Raw genomic sequence first — 17108 nt, 5'->3', positions numbered from 1 at the left:
TGAGCAACTCCGCAGCGCTTATGATTCCGCAACAAAGGACCTAGCTCAAAAAGTTGGAAAAGAAGAAGTGAAAACAGTAGTCAAGGATGAAACGTTGTCCTTAACGGCTGCCAAGTATTGCCGATTCATTTAGTTGTAGAGAAGGAATTTCATGTATTGAGCGTGGATAACTTTACGAAATGCGCAATGTGTCAAATAAAGTAATTATCGTTACCCATTCTAGTAAACTGAGATAAATTTTGAACATTTATCAACAATACCACTGAAATTATTGACTTTACTTCTGTAATTTTTATCGTCATTTGATATGTTGTTAACATTATCTTATTCGAAATCAAACTCTGCGATTGGTTTTTAAACCTAACTTCAACATGATTAAACGTGGGGTGAGCTTTCGACCATTTTCGAACTAACTCTATTTGATAGTCTCTGTGAACCAGTATTCTCCAACCGACTCGACCCAAATCTTTTAGTCTGATCCGGCCTACTTTCCTTTCCGTTGACTTTAGCGAGATATGAAAGACGAAAAATCACATTCTGCATGGCCTCCTTATCATGTCTCTGTATGAAGTAATAGCAATTTTCAGGTACGAAAAAACTGCCTTGTATGTATTCATCCCAATACAATTTTGCTTGTTCTAGAATTTTCGATGGATGCCTAACTTTGTGACCGTTTAGCATAAGTGCATAGTGATAATGTTGCTTATCACTGTTTTCCATCTCTCTAGCCCAGCAGAACCCCAAACGTTTCATTCCATAGTTTCTCCTAAGCCAGCGGTGCAACAATTCATTAAATCGAGATATCACTTCATTATCAGCAGTGTATACATAAAGACGCAAATCGAATCGAATGACCAATATCTTACTGTGATAGTCCAATATGCAATGCAGTTGTCGCATAATTGATGTCATAGCGCCCAGGTATACACCACCATAGCGATGATTAATAAACCAATCCTGACCATCATATCGAACAATTCTACTTCTAGTGATGTGTGACATAAAAGACCTAATAACCTTAGGAGATATTATTAAAAACCTATCATCAATATCAACACAGGATGTGCCATCGTCCTACTCCTCGGACTCTTCCGAGGAAAACCTAAAAAAATGCGGGGCAAAAAACCTATGATTAATGTCCAATAAAGACTAATAATTTATAATTCAAATGCTTGCCTTTAGATATTGATGCTTTTGCGTTACTACTTATCGTATTTTAGTCTGGTACAATTTGAAACGTTGGGCCGAAAGGCTACGAGCTACTTGTCGTAATTCATCGTCGGAAAGTCCAGCAATGACTGCATGCATATATTCTTGCAATTCACTCTCTACGAACCCGACTGATCGAGCACCGAGACTGACTGGCTTTGGAAATAAGCCAACTTTTAAACGATTGTATATGGTAGATTTCGACCATCCGGTTATTTTGATGACTTCTGGAAATCGGACTATTCTTGGAAAATTCACTTTACTCATAACCGTGCTCTCCTTTTGAGCTTCTCTAAACGGTTATGAGCTTAATTGCGTCATGTTGGATTTGCGATGGTGTCATAATGTCATGGTGACTTTGAATAGATACCATATCGCTAACAGACACCCCGATTTTAAAGGGTTATAGATATGACATCACTTATATTTAAAACCATCTGGCATAATAGCTAGAGCAAGTTCATTGGCCGTCCGAGAGGGGGCTGATGACGTTTTTCCAAGAGCTTTATCGATGTCAAATATGACCATTTTTTGCTGCGGGGGTTGTCCTGAATCAAGGTATGGTACCCAATAAATCTCTTGTGCTTCTAGCGCTGCTCTTAGCTTACGTGTGGAGATTGGAAAGTAAATCCCATCATGGATTTTCTTTGATCTAGCGTCAATATTCGGTAATTCCGGCATTCCTAAATCGAGCGCATCACAGACTCTAATCAACTCCGCAAATGAATATAATGGCTCTGTCAAAGAAAGCTTTGTAATCAATTTATATTCGCTGCTGGGTAAATAAGGGATAGGGCGTTCAGTCAAACTATCTTCACCGAGGATAACACTAGTTATCTTTGTTATAACAACAGGGGAAGCTTTAAATTCATCATCGATTTCAGTCAGTTTGTAAGATTCAGTCCCCCCAATGACGAAGTATCCATTTATTTTTATTAGTCTATTATCTGGCGCATAAGTAATATCTGAGACATAAATATATTGCTTTAATTTGGTGCTAACTTTATCAAACGGTACTGATAGTATATTGAACTGGACTATTTCATCGACCGTGAAAAAACCATTACCGTGATGATTTTCAAATAAATTTTTTGATGATTCCATCGTCAAACTCTCTCTTATATCCAGATTTCAATACATGAACACCAGTTAAGACATCGATTTTGATTGCTCTATATGGTCACTCCACCATTGCATCATCGCACGTCTTTGATCGAGGTAATTTGAGCGATTGTAGGCTCTTCTAACCTGATTTTGATCCGTGTGAGCGAGAGCAGCCTCGATAATATCAGGGGCAAAACCTTGTTCATTTAATGTGGTACTTGCGATAGACCTCATTCCATGGGCGACGAGGCGACCAGCATATCCCATGCGTTTAATTGCCATATTTGCAGTCTGAGAATTTGTATGTTGACTAGGATGACGGTCCGAGGGGAACAGAAATTTACTCTCGCCACTAATTGGACGCAGCCGCTGGATGATTTCCAGTGCTCGGTCAGTCAAGGGGACTATATGCTCCTGCTTCCTTTTCATTCTGGAAGCAGGAATAACCCAGACTTTCTGTTCAAGGTCTAACTCGCTCCATCGAGTGCCTGCAGCTTCATTTGGTCTTACCATAGTGTGCAGTTGCCACTCTATCAGAAGCCTTGTGACGATTTTGACACTGGCATAACTTAGGTCCTCCAAAAACATCGGAAGTTCTTTCGGTAAAAGTGCAGGCATATTGGACTTCACTGGACTCGGAAACGCAGCTTTTAATCCGCTCAGTGGATTCGAATGCACAAGTCCAGTGTTAACAGCAAAAACCATCACTTCATTTAGGCGCTGACATAACCGCTTAACTGTCTCGTGATTACCTTTGCTGGAAACCGGTCTGAGAATATCAATCACCTCAGGTGCTCTGATCTTGTCGATCGCATGATTTGCTAATTTGGGGAGGATGTATTTTTCCAACGATCGCCAAATGTCATCAGCGTAATCTCTACTCACCTGAGTTTGCTTAACCTCAAACCATCTTTGAGACACAACCATAAAAGTGTTTGATGCACTATGTAAGCGCTCGACTTGCTGCTTGTCTTTATGATCTTTAGGGTCGATACCTCTAACGAGTAGTTCTCGATAAATTTCTCTTTGCTTGCGTGCATCCGCCAGCGATAAAGCTGGATATCCACCGAGACCTATAGCCGAGCGCTTTTTAGTGTTCGGCTTTATATAGTCGAGCAACCAGGATTTGTTTCCGTTGGGCCGGATTCTCAATTGAAGACCACCGCCATCTGATAGCTTGTAGACCATCTGACGCGGTTTGGCTTGCTTGACTTCAGTATTTGTTAGCGGCTTCACCCGAGCCATTATGTAGTACCTCTAGAACCATACCTTATTAGGTACTACTAAATGTACTACTAGATTCACTGGATGTCACTGGACAAGTTTGGACTTTAATACACAATAAAACGGCTAAAGCCCAGTAATTATTGAAAAAATGAACAAAAAAAGACGCCCGAAGACGTCTTTATTTTTGGATTTGGTGGAGCTGGCGGGAGTTGAACCCGCGTCCGCAATACCTACATCCTCGGTACTACATGCTTAGTTTGTCTTTTAGTTAATCACCAAGTCGCCGACAAACAGGCTACTTAAGGTGACGATCCCGATTGGTTTTAACGTCTTGGCTACGGGCGAAGCCTCCACGCGAGTCTGCTATGGGGTGAACCGAGTGATCCTAGTCTCACAGACTAAGCGCTAGGGCTCGGGCATAGCGGGTTATTAAGCCGCTAAAGCGTAGTTGTCTTCGTTTGCAACTATTAGTTTGAGGCTTTTTACGAGGCCTGCCTCACCTCGGCATGCACCTTGGGTTTCGCGTATCCCGTCGAATCCGAATCAGCCCCAGGTTTTTACTTACTATGCGTACTATAACTCAGACCGCATTCTATAGCGAGAAGTTCCCTGCTGTTTGAAGATTTTTTAAACAGCGGTTGCGGCCCGATATCTCGCTTATTCTATCGCAGTATGACAACGAAAGTGATAAACTATTCGGCGAAAATTTTCGCACCGCTTGAGGACCCCTTCGTGAGTGAGCAAAAACCATCATTGAGTTATAAAGATGCAGGTGTCGACATCGACGCTGGCAATGCCTTAGTTGAACGTATCAAAGGCGCAACCAAGCGCACAAAACGCCCTGAAGTTATGGGGTCAATTGGTGGATTCGGCGCACTCTGTGAGATCCCGACTAAATACAAGCAGCCGGTACTCGTCTCTGGCACCGACGGTGTGGGGACCAAACTCCGCTTAGCAATTGATTTTAACCAACACGATACCGTTGGGATTGATTTGGTCGCAATGTGCGTTAACGACCTAATTGTACAAGGTGCAGAGCCCCTCTTCTTCCTCGATTATTACGCTACTGCGAAACTTGATGTGGATGTTGCGGCTGCAGTGGTTGAAGGCATCGGTGAAGGCTGTGTGCAGGCTGGCTGTGCCCTGATTGGTGGTGAGACCGCTGAGATGCCCGGCATGTACGAGCAAGGTGATTATGATATCGCTGGCTTCTGTGTTGGCGTTGCTGAGAAAGCAAAACTCATTGATGGACAGGCTGTTGCTGCGGGCGACAAACTGATTGCACTTGCATCATCTGGGCCTCATTCAAACGGCTATTCGTTAATTCGCAAAATTCTTGAAGTCAGTGAAACTGATCCACAAACCACCTTGCTTGACGGCAAACCATTGGCCCAGCACTTAATCGAACCCACCAAAATTTATGTCAAATCGGTTCTTGCCCTGCTCGAGCAGGTTGATGTGCATGCGATTTCGCACATTACCGGTGGCGGTTTCTGGGAAAATATTCCACGGGTGCTGCCGGCATCTGCCAAAGTGGTCATCGATGACAGCAGTTGGGAATGGCCGGCGGTATTTAACTGGTTACAAGAGCATGGCAATGTCACCACCAAAGAAATGTACCGCACGTTCAATTGTGGTGTCGGTTTAGTCCTCGCAGTTGCTGCGGATAAAGCCGAACAAGCAGTCGAAATCCTGCGCGAGCATGGCGAAGATGCTTGGATTATTGGCGATGTGGTCATGCGTAGCGCCGACGAAGCCCAAGTCGAGATCAATTAATGCGCCGAATTCTCATTCTTATTAGCGGCTCTGGCACCAATATGCAGGCCATTGCTGACGCCTGTCAGCAAGGTCGCATTGATGGCGAAGTCGTTGGGGTGATCAGCAATAAACCAGGCGTACTCGGCTTAGCTCGAGCCGAGGCGATGGGTATCCCAACTGCGGTGCTGCCGCACACAGATTTTGCGAGCCGCGAAGAATATGATGCTGAATTAAAACTGGTGATTGATTCGTTTTACCCCGACTTTATTGTCCTCGCCGGGTTTATGCGGATTTTAACGCCTACTTTAGTGTCCCATTTTGCCGGTAAGATGGTAAATATTCACCCATCTTTATTACCCAAATATAAAGGCGTTAATACCCATCAACGTGCCTTAGATGCAGGTGACAAAGAACATGGTGTCAGTGTCCATTTTGTTACTGCGGAGCTCGATGGCGGACCGGTCATTCTGCAAGCCAGAATTCCAATTTTTCCCGGTGATGAGGTCGAAGATCTGCAAGAGCGCGTGCATGAGCAGGAATATCGCATTTACCCATTGGTGGTGCAGTGGCTCTGTACTGGGCGGTTACAGTTAACCGAGCGCGGGGCAATGTTGGATAACGAGATCCTCGGGCCATACGGCTACGCAGCAGATTAATTCATCTGCTGCAGCCGCAGCGTTGCGACTTCATCCCCATCTTTACGCTGATGCATTTGCACCATCACATAATTCAAACTCGGAGCGAACCAAAAATAAGTTTCCCGACTTGAGTTCTCGCGCACTCGCGCTACTTTAATCGCCTCAATTTCTGCATACGGCAAGGCCAACTGTTCTTGCCCCTGAATGGCAAATTTCTGCGTTTCAATACGGCCTTTTTCATCCAGTACCCGATAGCTCAACTCTGTCGCATCATTCTGACTGACATCATAGCGTAGCTGTTCTAACAGACTAGCTTCATCAATGGCTCCGACTTCGTAGCTGACGTTCATTGGTTCGTGCGTCTGTGGATCTAGTAGTTGTGCGTTGTCATGGTCTATTTCGACCGCAAAGCTTCGATCTTTGCCTGTCCCTGAACGTTTATAGCGAAAACTATGCGAACTCACTCGTGCGTCTGCCAAGCTAAATTCAGACCATAACCGACGCCGGTCCGAGATAAACAACCAAGAAATCTCAGTTTCGGTATAAAGCTGATAGACGCCCTCAGCGTCACGACTTAACTCGCGGCTTGCCTCTCCGTAATCCGAACCACCTCGCTCAACGATATAGCGTGCCTGGTAAGGCGCGAGTTCAGCTGCGGCCAACTCATTTGCACTCAGAGCAAAAAGCGCAGCAGCACTCATAAGGGCTGTTATCGTCGCGCCACTTTTAAATCCCATGGTGTTATCCCTATCTTGATAAACTCAACTCGCGAGTTCATAAGTTGTAATCTATGTTGCTGTATAGACCGTACAAGAAACAATAGGTTTAAGCCAAGTTAAACACCACAAAAAATTTCAAACGGGCGTTCAAATTCACCTTGAAAAATCTGATCAAAACGACTACGCTCAACGTACTATAAATTACTGGTCAGACCTCTAACCGATTGAATGGAGTGTTTTTATGAGTGTCGCCTTATGGGTAATCGCCACCTTAATCGTATTTGGTGGCCTAATGTACTATCGAACCTCACGCATCGCGACAAGCGCGGGTATGGTCGTCATGTTTGCGATCGGCAGCGCTGTTGGTGTGGTGGGTCCGATTCTTTGGATTCTACTGGCCTTAGTGCTCGTTCCATTGAATGTCACTGCAATTCGACGCGGCATTATTGCGAAGTCGCTATTGGGAATGTACCGCAAAGTCATGCCGGAAATCTCAGAAACTGAGAAAGACGCCATTGACGCAGGTACAACCTGGTTTGAAGGTGAACTGTTCCGCGGTGCACCGGATTGGCGCAAGCTCCACAGCATTCAAAAACCTGAGTTAACTGCTGAAGAGCAAGCGTTCCTCGACGGACCAGTTGAAGAAGTCTGCAAGATGATGGACGACTGGACAGCCACGCATGAATTGGCTGATATGTCGCCAGAAGTATGGCAGTACCTCAAAGACCACAAATTCTTCGCGATGATCATCAAGAAAGAATACGGTGGTCTGGAATTTTCTGCGTATGCGCAATCGCGTGTTCTGCAGAAACTTGCTGGGGTAAGTACGATTCTTGCTTCAACCGTAGGTGTGCCTAACTCACTCGGTCCGGGTGAATTGCTCCAACACTATGGTACTAAAGCGCAGAAAGACCATTACTTGCCGCGTCTTGCTAACGGTGATGAAATTCCATGTTTTGCCCTGACCAGCCCTGAAGCCGGTTCAGATGCTGGCTCAATCCCAGATACTGGCGTGGTCTGTAAAGGCGAGTGGGAAGGCAAAGAAGTCGTGGGTATCCGCTTGAACTTCAACAAGCGCTATATCACCCTTGCTCCAGTTGCTACTGTCATCGGTTTGGCCTTCAAGCTTTATGACCCTGACAAACTTTTGGGTGATAAAGAAGAACTGGGCATCACTGCTGCACTGATCCCACGTGATACCAAAAATGTTGAGATTGGTCGTCGCCACTTCCCACTGAACGTTCCGTTTATGAATGGTCCAATTAAAGGGAAAGACGTCTTTGTTCCACTCGACTTTATTATCGGTGGTCAAGAGATGGCAGGTAAAGGCTGGCGTATGCTGGTTGAATGTTTGTCAGTCGGTCGTGCGATTACGCTACCTTCGAACAGTGCTGGTGGGGTGAAATCGCTTGCTCTTGCAACCGGTGCCTACTCTTACATTCGTCGTCAATTCAAATTACCGATTGGTAAGATGGAAGGTGTGCAAGAGCCAATGGCGCGTCTTGCGGGTAACGCCTATTTAATGGATGCGGTCACAAGTTTCTCAACCAAAGGTATCGACCTCGGCGAGAAGCCATCAGTGATTTCAGCTATCGCTAAGTACCACATGACGGAAAAATTGCGTACTTGTATGGACGACGCAATGGACGTGCATGGCGGTAAAGGAATTTGCTTAGGACCAAGCAACTATCTTGGTCGCGGTTACCAGGGTGTACCGGTCGCCATCACAGTTGAAGGTGCAAATATCCTAACCCGTAATCTTATGATCTACGGTCAAGGCGCGATTCGCTGCCATCCTTACGTGCTTGAAGAGATGCTCGCCTCAGCTGAGGAAGGCAAAGAAGCGTTAGCGCGTTTCGATAATGCTATCTTTGGTCATATTGGCTTCGGTATCAGCAACTTTGTCCGCTCACTCGCGCTTGGCTTTGGCGGCTATAAGTTCAGTTCAGCTCCGGTAAGTGGTGAAACGGCTACCTACTACAAGCAAATGAACCGCTTTAGCGCAAATCTAGCCCTGTTAAGTGATGTAGCAATGGGTGTGCTTGGCGGAACCCTGAAGCGTAAACAGCGTATCTCTGCACGCTTAGGTGATATGCTGAGCTATCTGTACATCGGTGCTGCGACCTTGAAGCGTTTTGAAGACGAAGGTCGTCAAAAAGACGATTTGCCACTGGTGCACTGGGCAATGCAAGACACCTTGTTCAAGTTGCAAGAAGCGCAATTAGCGCTGCTTGAGAACTTCGGCGGAGTGGGTTCGTTCATGCGTGCCATCATGTATCCATTTGGTCGTTTCGTGAAACGTCCATCGGACAAACTTGATAGCAAAGTTGCGAAGATCTTATTGCAACCGAATGCTAGTCGCGAACGTCTTGGTGCAGGTCAATTCCTTGCTCCAGAAGGTGAATACGGCTACGTTGAGCAAACCTTGCGCGACGTAATTGCAGCCGAGCCTGTGGTTGCCAAGGTGGGCAAAGCATTGAACAAACGCTTACCGTTTATCTTCCTTGACCAGATTGCTGAGCAAGGAAAAGAGCTCGGGGTATTGTCTGATGACGAAGTTGAATTACTTAAGCGCACTGAAGAAGGTCGCTTACGCGTGATTAACGTCGATGACTTCGCGCATGAGGATTTAATGGCGGGTCAAGCAGCACGCGATTACGCTTTGGAGCAAGCAGCAAAAAAGCCTAATGCAGCCTAATTGCGGCTAAAAACACGCGATAAATTAAAACGGCGCCTGTGGCGCCGTTTTTTTTCGTGTACAATCGGCAATTCGATTGCTAGAAGTAGATGGAAAGGCGCTGCATGACGCAAAATAATTCTCAGACAAATCAACAACGAAGTGTATTTAGTCGCTTTTTAGATACGGTCGAATACCTCGGCAATATGCTTCCCCACCCAATCACCTTATTTGCACTATTTGCTATTGCCATCGTCATCGGCAGTGGCATTGCCAGTTACTTTGGCGTCAGTGCCCAGGACCCGCGTCCAGGTGGCGGCGTCATTGAAGTCGTTAACTTACTTAACGCGGAAGGTTTACAGCGGATCGTCACCGGCCTGGTGACAAACTTCACCGGCTTTACCCCACTCGGCACGGTTCTCGTCGCCTTACTTGGGGTTGGCATCGCAGAGCGCTCGGGGCTTTTGTCCGCCATGATGCGTGGTCTTGTGATGAATGCGCCACCACGCCTAGTTACACTTGCTGTAGTATTTGCTGGAGTCGTTTCAAATACCGCTTCAGAACTTGGCTACGTGGTCTTAATTCCGCTTGCCGCCATGATCTTCCACTCTCTTGGGCGACATCCGTTAGCCGGTTTGGCCGCTGCTTTTGCCGGAGTATCAGCCGGCTACAGCGCGAATATTTTTATCGGAACCGTTGACCCCTTATTAGCGGGGATCACGACCAAGGCCGCCAACCTACTCGACCCTAATTATGTCGTTGGCGCTGAAGCAAATTGGTATTTTATGTTTGCTTCAACCTTCTTGATTGCCTTGATGGGAACCTTTGTTACCGAAAAAATCGTTGAGCCCAAACTAGGTCAATACGACCCTAAACTAGCAACCATCAATCTTGGTGAGCAAAAAATCGAGCCGTTAACTGCGCTGGAAAAGCGCGGACTGAAAGGTGCGCTCATCGCCTTTTTGGTGCTTGCTAGTTTATTAGCTTGGACCGTAATCCCAGCCGATGGTATTTTGCGTAACCCAGAGACAGGTCTAGTCGCCAACTCACCCTTCTTAAAAGGTATCGTCACCTTTATTTTTATTACCTTCGCAATCCCGGGTTACGTCTATGGTCGTATTACAGCGGTGATGCGTTCAGATCGTGACGTCATTGATGCCATGTCCGACAGCATGAGCACCATGGGCATGTATATTGTCTTGGTATTTTTTGCTGCCCAGTTCGTTGCTTTCTTCGGCTGGACCAACCTTGGCACCATTTTCGCGATTAACGGCGCCGAATTCCTGCAAAACATTGGGTTAACCGGACCCATGCTGTTTGTGGTGTTTATTTTTATGTGTGCGTTCGTCAACTTGTCATTGGGTTCAGCGTCAGCTCAATGGGCAATTTTCGCGCCCATCTTCATTCCAATGTTGATGCTGGTTGGCTACTCACCTGAGGTGATTCAGGCGGCCTACCGCATCGGCGATTCAGTGACCAACTTAATCACGCCAATGATGAGTTATTTTGGCCTGATTTTGGCCGTTGCAACTCGCTATAAGAGGGATACCGGTATCGGCACCATGATTGCCATGATGCTGCCATACACAGTGATTTTCTTAATCGGCTGGACCGCCTTCTTTATGCTCTGGGTGTTTGGCTTCGACTTCCCAGTCGGACCTATGGCACCAACCTACTATCCGGTAACGTAACGGCTGGGGGAACTACCATGAATTTGAGGCTGAGTTTATTAGGGCAAAAATTATATTATTTCATCAAGTCGACAGTGATGTGGTGGTTAATATTTCTTGGTGCAATACACCTTATCACTACCATGGCACTTATATTCGAGTGGGAGAATCAACGTGATTTCTCGCTTGATGAACATATTAGGATAATTTTTATTTCTGTCATTCCAGCATTCATATTCAGCCTCAGCGATGCTTTTAGAAAGCTTTGTGTGGAGCTTAAAAAACGTGAGACACAATCGTAAGGTTGACCTTTGCTAATCTTTCGATTTTCTTGTAACCCGCAATAGCCCATACAAAACGACCGCCAAGCTACCGCAAATAGCGAGCATATAAGTCATGGCATAGGGGTCGAATCGGCCCCACCAACTGACAAGTGCCGAAACCCCGCCTGCAATTAGAAATTGCAATGAGCCAGTCAAAGCAGAGGCAGCACCAGCTCGGTGCTGCTGCTCCGCTAGCGCTCCGGCCATGGCATTGGGGAACACCATGCCAAGCGTACTGATGTAAATAAATACCAGAGCGATGACAGGAATCAAACTCACCTCTAATAGCCCTGCACCGCCAGCAGCTAAGGCCGTTACCCCCAAAAAGGGTAAGGCACGGTTGAGGATACGCTCGGCTGGATAGCGGCGCAACAACCAAGCATTGAATTGCGCGACACTGATGATTCCGATCGCATTGCTGGCAAATAACACCCCATACATACTCGGACTGAGCTGATAATACTCAATAAACAATAATGGTGATGCGGTGATATAAGCGAATAAACCGGATTGCGCCACGCCACCGGGCAGAGAGTAACGTAAAAAGCTGACATCCCGTAAAATCGCAAAATAGATTGATAAACTGCGACTGATGCGGACACTCGGGTCAGGTCCACGGGTTTCTTGCAGGCGAAAATTCATGATGACCAAGCACAATAACGCCAGACCTGCGACGGATAAAAAGATCATTTGCCAGCCGAACTGAGCGGTGATGGCGGCGCCAAGCAAAGGGGCCAAAATTGGGGCAATGCCCATCACTAAGATAAGCCAAGAAAAAACCTGAGCAGAGGCTTGCGCACTGTACAAATCGCGCACCATAGCGCGAGCAATCACCAGCCCAGCACATGACCCAAGCGCTTGCACAAAACGCCAAATGATAAAGCTTTCGAGGCTGCTAGCAAACGCCAGTGCAAGTGAACTGAGTACGTACAGAAACAAGCCAATATAAAGCGGCGGCTTACGCCCAAACCTATCGGCGACGGTGCCATACAATAACTGGCCAATAAATAAACCAAGGAAAAATGCGGTTAGGCTCAACTCCACATCGTTGGCACTGCGCTCGAAAGTCTCCGCAATCGCGCCAAAGGCTGGCAGATACATATCGATAGAGAGCGGCCCAAACATGGTTAGTAAGGCCAGCAGGACCACAGTCAAATCAAACCGTGCGCGATCTGACGGTGGTTGGTAATTCGACATAAGGGCTATTGTCCAATAAAGGTACGGGTACTATGGAATTCAGGACGGCTAATTTCGCCCTGAGCGCGCAGCCAATCAACAAAAGATTGAGCATAGTTCACATAAGTATCGGTAATACGCCCTTGCTCATTGAGTTGTTTTAGCAATTGCCAGCCATCGTTGCCGCCGGCAAGAAAGCTATTGGTGACCATGATATAGCGCTGCTCAGCTTGCAGTGGTTGCCAAGCTTGTTGTTGCCAGACTTGGATATTACTAATGCGTGAACCTGGCTGTGCTTGTAGGTTCACATCAAATTGAATCCCGGCGCCATGCGGGAACGCGCCATCAGAGCCGCTCTCGGAAAGGGCATAATCAACCGCTTGATTAATAACAGTTTGCAGCTCAGCGCCCGTGATCTCGACTTCCACCAGGGTATTGGCAAAAGGCAACAGTCGGTAGGCATCGGCAATAGTGAACTGGCCCGCAGCGATTTCAGCACGCACGCCACCCCCATTTTGCAAGGCAAAGTCTGCTTGCGGCGCACTTTGTAAGAAGGCCTGCGCCACTACACTATGAGCATCCGATTGGCGGCCAAGCCCACACCCAGCAATAGTCGATGGCCCCATCCGCTTCAAACATAAACGCTCAGGAACTTCAGCTATCACTTGCTGAGTTAACACATCAAGTTGTTGTTGATAATCAGCAATTAAATTTTTCGCAGTGGTATCTTCAGCCACCGCACCTAAACCGTCTTGTTGTAACAAGGCTGCTGGCGTGGCTTCACTCAATAATAAGTGTGGCTGTCCGCCGCAACGCTGCACCGCATCACCGGCAAATTCCACCTTCAACTCACCCACAACTTTAGCATATTCCCAAGCTTGAGCAATACAAACACGCTCACCATCGGCGTTGGTCACCTCAGTCGGATATGGACCTTCGCTCGGAAGGCCGTATTCGCTGAAGTCACCGAGTAAGGTATGGGAGTCACCGCCAATGATAAAATCAACCGCTGGCAACGCCTTGGCCAGACGAATATCGTTGGCATATTGAATATGCGTCAACAGACCAATTTTCTCGATGCCTTGCGCTTGTAACTCAGCAATATAATAAGCCGCTGTCTCGAGTTCATCGGCGAACATGGTGGTGGCATCAGGTTGCGAGGAATTTTTAGTCTTCACCGCAATATCAAGCCCAATCAAGCCCACTTGCTGTTGCCCAAACTGAAAAATACTGTACGGCTTAAAACTATCCCAACGCGTCTTTGGCGTTAACGGTGAAACCGTGACTTCTGGTTCAACGTTCGCGCCGAGCACCAAGGTCTCGCATGGACCCGTTGCTAGGTAATCAAGAAACTTGGCTAAGCCAGTATCACCGTTATCGAACTCATGGTTGCCCAATTCAAACGCATCAAAGCACACATGATTCATCAGTGCAGCATCAGCAGCGCCTTCGTATAAGGTATAAAACAAGGTACCGGTGACCGCATCACCCGCGTGCAATGCCAGTGTGTCTGGATTTGCGGCGCGGATTTCCGCGATTTTTTCAGCCACTCGCGCAAAGCCCCCTACTTCAGTCGTGATCACTTCACCATCAAGCATTAACTCGATGTTTTGCGTAGGTTGCAGGTGCGAATGATGGTCGTTGATATGAGCAACAGTGAGCTCAAACGTCGACACATCAGCGGGTTCGACAGCCTGCTGAGATGGCGAGCAGCCCCAAAGAGCTAACCCACAGGCTAGGACAAGTGGCTGATAAAACTTCATTACTTCACCAACCCAATCTCACGGAGACGCTCCAACAGGTAGTCATGTGAGCCGATCGGCTCAAACCGCTTCGGATTCTTCTCGGTAATACAGCTCTCAAGCGGGTCAATCACAAAGTCCGGATTGAAGTGCAAGAAAAACGGAATCGAATAACGCGATTTCGAACTATATGGAGCCGGTGGGTTTACCACACGGTGGGTCGTTGATGGCAACACGCCGTTGGTTAGACGTTGCAGCATATCGCCCACGTTACAAATGATCGCACCCTCGATAATTGTAACTGGAATCCAGCTACCGTCTTTAGCAAGTACCTCAAGACCCGGCTCGCGCGAACCCACCAACAAGGTTAGAACGTTAATGTCTTCGTGGGCACCGGCGCGGACTGATGGTGTCCCTTCATCAACAATTGGCGGATAATGCAATGGCCGTAAAATCGAGTTCCCTAGTTGCACTTTATCGCGGAAATAAGTCTTCGGCTGCTTCAGATAAACCGCAAGCGCATCAAGAACTTGCATTCCAAGGGCATCGAGTGCCTGGTATAACGCTAAAATTTTCGGTTTAAACTCTGGTAATTCTTGGGGCCATACGTTTGGCGTCAGCTGCGGGTAAGGTGGTTCACCTTCAATCTCTCGGCCAACGTGCCAGAATTCTTTCAAATCTACATGTTTCGCGTCTTTGGCAATTTCCGTACCAAACGGCGTATAGCCCCGCGCACCACCGCCACCTGGAATGTGGTATTGCTTCTTCACGTCTTCCGGTAGTGCAAACAAATCGCGGCAAATATCTAGCGCATCGTCGATAAGTTGTTGCTCGATACCATGGTTGGTAAGGGCAACGAAACCATTTTGCTCATAGCCTTCGCCGACATGTTGGGCAAAGGCGTCAAAATCTTGGCCGTACAGGCTCATATCGATATGTGGAATAGACTTCATAAGGGCTCTACTTTCCTAAAAATGAAATAACTTTAGTGGGGTTATTCTAACATTATTATGACTCAATCGTTAACGCTTATAACGTTAAAGCATAGCGTCTTAACGCTGAAATACGGTATGCTGTGATGACTAACTTTAAGGATTCGCGCATGGCAACACTTCCCTCATTTCTCGAGCTTTATCGCGAGCTTATCGCAAGCCCCTCGGTGTCTTGCTTGGATGCTCATTGGGATACGTCTAACAAAATCGTAATTGGCAAGCTCGCCGGTTGGTTTGAACTGCTTGGCTTTACCGTTCAAGTCAACGAGCTCGAGGCGCAACGCGGTAAATTCAACATGTTAGCGAGTTATTATCCTGATGGCGTAAGCTCCGGCGGGCTACTATTGAGTGGACACACCGATACCGTGCCCTGGGATGAGGGTCGCTGGAGTCAAGATCCCTTCACCTTAACCGAACGCGATGGTCGGCTATATGGTCTTGGCAGTGCTGATATGAAAGGATTTTTTGCCTTTGTCCTTGAGGTGTTGCGAGACCTAGATTTAACTAAGTTAAGCAAACCACTCCACATTCTAGCTACCGCCGACGAAGAAACCAGCATGGCCGGCGCGCGCGAAATCGATCGCTTCCATGGGCTTAAACCTGACTATGCCATTATCGGCGAGCCAACCTCGATGACTCCAGTCATCATGCACAAAGGTCACATGTCGGAAAGCATTCGGGTGACCGGTAAAAGCGGGCACAGCTCTAACCCTGCAGCTGGCATCAATGCAATTGAGGTCATGCATGATGTGATCACTGAATTACGTCAGATTCAGACCCGTTTCGCTGAGCGTTATTGCGATCATCATTTTGCAGTGCCTTATCCAACCCTAAATTTAGGCTCGATTCATGGCGGTGATGCGGCTAATCGAATTTGTGCATGTTGTGAGTTGCACATTGATATGCGCCCACTGCCCGGGATGCAGCTCAATGAGATGTATGAGTTAATTGACGAGCGCTTGGCTGAGGTAAAGCAAAAGTACCCAGGTGCGGTGGCACTGACTCACTTACATGCGCCAATTCCAGGCTATCGGTGCGCTGAAGATGCTGAGCTGGTTGATATCGCGACTGTGATCACCGGTAATGCTGCAGAACCTGCTAATTACTGTACCGAAGCGCCATTTATTCAAGCAGTGACACCACAAACCATTATTTTAGGGCCAGGCTCGATTGCGCAAGCCCATCAACCCGATGAATATATTGAGGTGAAAGAGATTGCGCCAGCGCTCGCTCAGCTTAGCCGCTTAATTCATCAGTTGACCGCTGCGCCAGCGCCCGTGTAACGGGCCCAAAGCTGCGCCGGTGGATCGGACACGGGCCTTGCTGCGCCAGCACTTCGAGATGAAACTTGGTTGGGTAGCCTTTGTGCTTGGCGAAATCATATTGCGGGTAGTGTTGGTGCCACTCCAGCATTTGTCGATCGCGCTCAACTTTGGCCAAAATCGATGCCGCACCAATACATGCTTCAATGCCATCACCCCCGACGATAGCTTCGGCTGGAACCGCGAGCTTGGGGAGTTTATTGCCATCGACTAACACTTTGCTTGGAGTAACACCAAGCCCTTCAACTGCGCGCTGCATAGCCAATAACGAAGCCTGCAAAATATTAAGCTCGTCAATTTCGACTGCGTCACATTGCGCGATCGCCCAATAGAGAGCTTTCGCTTTTATTTCTTCACTCAATTGCAAACGTTTCTTTTCTGATAATTTCTTTGAATCATTGATACCCGCAATCGGCTGGTTCGGGTCCAAAATCACTGCTGCGGCGACCACAGGGCCAGCAACAGGGCCTCGACCCGCTTCATCTGTCCCACAGATCATACGGTTTCCCTTGTTATGCTACGACGCTTGGGTATGATACGAGCATAGTTGT

General features: G+C 47.3%; 14 protein-coding genes and 1 other RNA gene. 5 read left to right on the top strand and 10 right to left on the bottom strand.

The annotated features are described in order from the left end of the window. Positions 1-375: 375 nt before the first annotated feature. The 5 genes from CWI83_RS10705 to ssrA form a co-directional block, all read right to left on the bottom strand. Complete coding sequence (locus tag CWI83_RS10705) at positions 376-900, bottom strand: YagK/YfjJ domain-containing protein (protein ID WP_420849382.1); 525 nt, start codon at positions 898-900, stop codon at positions 376-378. A gap of 306 nt (positions 901-1206) precedes the next feature. Next, complete coding sequence (locus tag CWI83_RS00845) at positions 1207-1476, bottom strand: helix-turn-helix transcriptional regulator (RefSeq protein WP_126824442.1); 270 nt, start codon at positions 1474-1476, stop codon at positions 1207-1209. Between the two features lie 150 nt (positions 1477-1626). Next, on the bottom strand, positions 1627-2313 hold the full coding sequence (locus CWI83_RS00840; protein WP_126824440.1) for a hypothetical protein: 687 nt from the start codon (positions 2311-2313) through the stop codon (positions 1627-1629). A gap of 45 nt (positions 2314-2358) precedes the next feature. Continuing rightward, a complete protein-coding gene (locus CWI83_RS00835) occupies positions 2359-3558 on the bottom strand; it encodes an integrase domain-containing protein (protein WP_126824437.1) in 1200 nt (399 codons plus the stop codon). 173 nt (positions 3559-3731) lie between these two features. Next, positions 3732-4091: a transfer-messenger RNA gene (gene ssrA, locus CWI83_RS00830) on the bottom strand. A 181-nt stretch (positions 4092-4272) separates the two neighbouring features. On the opposite strand from ssrA, the gene purM reads away from it, so the two are divergent. Beyond that, positions 4273-5316, top strand: coding sequence for a phosphoribosylformylglycinamidine cyclo-ligase (gene purM, locus CWI83_RS00825; protein WP_126824434.1), 1044 nt, complete (start codon positions 4273-4275; stop codon positions 5314-5316). Beyond that, entirely contained in the window at positions 5316-5954 is a 639-nt protein-coding gene (gene purN / locus CWI83_RS00820) for a phosphoribosylglycinamide formyltransferase (protein ID WP_126824431.1), read from the top strand. Before purM ends, purN begins: the two co-directional genes overlap by 1 nt. On the opposite strand, the gene CWI83_RS00815 is transcribed toward purN, so the two are convergent. Continuing rightward, positions 5951-6673: a DUF3108 domain-containing protein gene (locus tag CWI83_RS00815; protein ID WP_126824428.1), complete on the bottom strand. Its 723-nt coding sequence runs from the start codon at positions 6671-6673 to the stop codon at positions 5951-5953. The two genes, purN and CWI83_RS00815, sit on opposite strands and share 4 nt — an antisense overlap. A gap of 223 nt (positions 6674-6896) precedes the next feature. Between CWI83_RS00815 and fadE the strand changes: the two genes are divergently transcribed. Together fadE and CWI83_RS00805 are read left to right on the top strand one after the other, a co-directional pair. Further along, positions 6897-9353, top strand: coding sequence for an acyl-CoA dehydrogenase FadE (fadE, locus tag CWI83_RS00810; RefSeq protein WP_126824425.1), 2457 nt, complete (start codon positions 6897-6899; stop codon positions 9351-9353). A 104-nt stretch (positions 9354-9457) separates the two neighbouring features. Next, positions 9458-11023 (top strand): AbgT family transporter, encoded by a 1566-nt coding sequence (locus CWI83_RS00805; RefSeq protein WP_126824422.1) that lies wholly within the window; start codon positions 9458-9460, stop codon positions 11021-11023. A 293-nt stretch (positions 11024-11316) separates the two neighbouring features. Here CWI83_RS00805 and CWI83_RS00800 read toward each other — a convergent pair whose 3' ends face one another. From CWI83_RS00800 to CWI83_RS00790, 3 genes are read right to left on the bottom strand one after another with little or no spacing between them, the layout of a single operon-like run. Continuing rightward, positions 11317-12522 carry a multidrug effflux MFS transporter gene (locus CWI83_RS00800; RefSeq protein ID WP_126824419.1) on the bottom strand — a complete coding sequence of 402 codons (1206 nt, stop codon included), beginning with the start codon at positions 12520-12522 and terminating at the stop codon, positions 11317-11319. A 5-nt stretch (positions 12523-12527) separates the two neighbouring features. After that, positions 12528-14264: a bifunctional metallophosphatase/5'-nucleotidase gene (locus CWI83_RS00795; RefSeq protein WP_126824417.1), complete on the bottom strand. Its 1737-nt coding sequence runs from the start codon at positions 14262-14264 to the stop codon at positions 12528-12530. Further along, a complete protein-coding gene (locus CWI83_RS00790) occupies positions 14264-15196 on the bottom strand; it encodes an isopenicillin N synthase family dioxygenase (protein ID WP_126824414.1) in 933 nt (310 codons plus the stop codon). The genes CWI83_RS00795 and CWI83_RS00790 overlap by 1 nt, the downstream gene beginning before the upstream one ends. Before the next feature lie 149 nt (positions 15197-15345). On the opposite strand from CWI83_RS00790, the gene argE reads away from it, so the two are divergent. Further along, positions 15346-16518, top strand: a complete 1173-nt coding sequence (gene argE / locus CWI83_RS00785) for an acetylornithine deacetylase (RefSeq protein ID WP_126824411.1) — start codon at positions 15346-15348, stop codon at positions 16516-16518. On the opposite strand, the gene rnhB is transcribed toward argE, so the two are convergent. Beyond that, positions 16472-17056: a ribonuclease HII gene (gene rnhB, locus CWI83_RS00780; RefSeq protein WP_126824408.1), complete on the bottom strand. Its 585-nt coding sequence runs from the start codon at positions 17054-17056 to the stop codon at positions 16472-16474. The two genes, argE and rnhB, sit on opposite strands and share 47 nt — an antisense overlap. Positions 17057-17108 lie beyond the last annotated feature (52 nt).

The sequence above is a fragment of the Pseudidiomarina taiwanensis genome, assembly GCF_003987435.1.
Taxonomy (GTDB): Bacteria; Pseudomonadota; Gammaproteobacteria; order Enterobacterales; family Alteromonadaceae; genus Pseudidiomarina; species Pseudidiomarina taiwanensis.
The sequence above is the reverse complement of the archived record's forward strand: the minus strand, read 5'-3'. Positions and strand labels throughout refer to the sequence as shown.

Coding starts and splice junctions, on each gene's coding strand:
- CWI83_RS10705 (WP_420849382.1), bottom strand. CDS start 900: ATGCGACAACTGCATTGCATATTGGACTATCACAGTAAGATATTGGTC.
- CWI83_RS00845 (WP_126824442.1), bottom strand. CDS start 1,476: ATGAGTAAAGTGAATTTTCCAAGAATAGTCCGATTTCCAGAAGTCATC.
- CWI83_RS00840 (WP_126824440.1), bottom strand. CDS start 2,313: ATGGAATCATCAAAAAATTTATTTGAAAATCATCACGGTAATGGTTTT.
- CWI83_RS00835 (WP_126824437.1), bottom strand. CDS start 3,558: ATGGCTCGGGTGAAGCCGCTAACAAATACTGAAGTCAAGCAAGCCAAA.
- purN (WP_126824431.1), top strand. CDS start 5,316: ATGCGCCGAATTCTCATTCTTATTAGCGGCTCTGGCACCAATATGCAG.
- CWI83_RS00815 (WP_126824428.1), bottom strand. CDS start 6,673: ATGGGATTTAAAAGTGGCGCGACGATAACAGCCCTTATGAGTGCTGCT.
- fadE (WP_126824425.1), top strand. CDS start 6,897: ATGAGTGTCGCCTTATGGGTAATCGCCACCTTAATCGTATTTGGTGGC.
- CWI83_RS00805 (WP_126824422.1), top strand. CDS start 9,458: ATGACGCAAAATAATTCTCAGACAAATCAACAACGAAGTGTATTTAGT.
- CWI83_RS00800 (WP_126824419.1), bottom strand. CDS start 12,522: ATGTCGAATTACCAACCACCGTCAGATCGCGCACGGTTTGATTTGACT.
- CWI83_RS00795 (WP_126824417.1), bottom strand. CDS start 14,264: ATGAAGTTTTATCAGCCACTTGTCCTAGCCTGTGGGTTAGCTCTTTGG.
- CWI83_RS00790 (WP_126824414.1), bottom strand. CDS start 15,196: ATGAAGTCTATTCCACATATCGATATGAGCCTGTACGGCCAAGATTTT.
- argE (WP_126824411.1), top strand. CDS start 15,346: ATGGCAACACTTCCCTCATTTCTCGAGCTTTATCGCGAGCTTATCGCA.
- rnhB (WP_126824408.1), bottom strand. CDS start 17,056: ATGATCTGTGGGACAGATGAAGCGGGTCGAGGCCCTGTTGCTGGCCCT.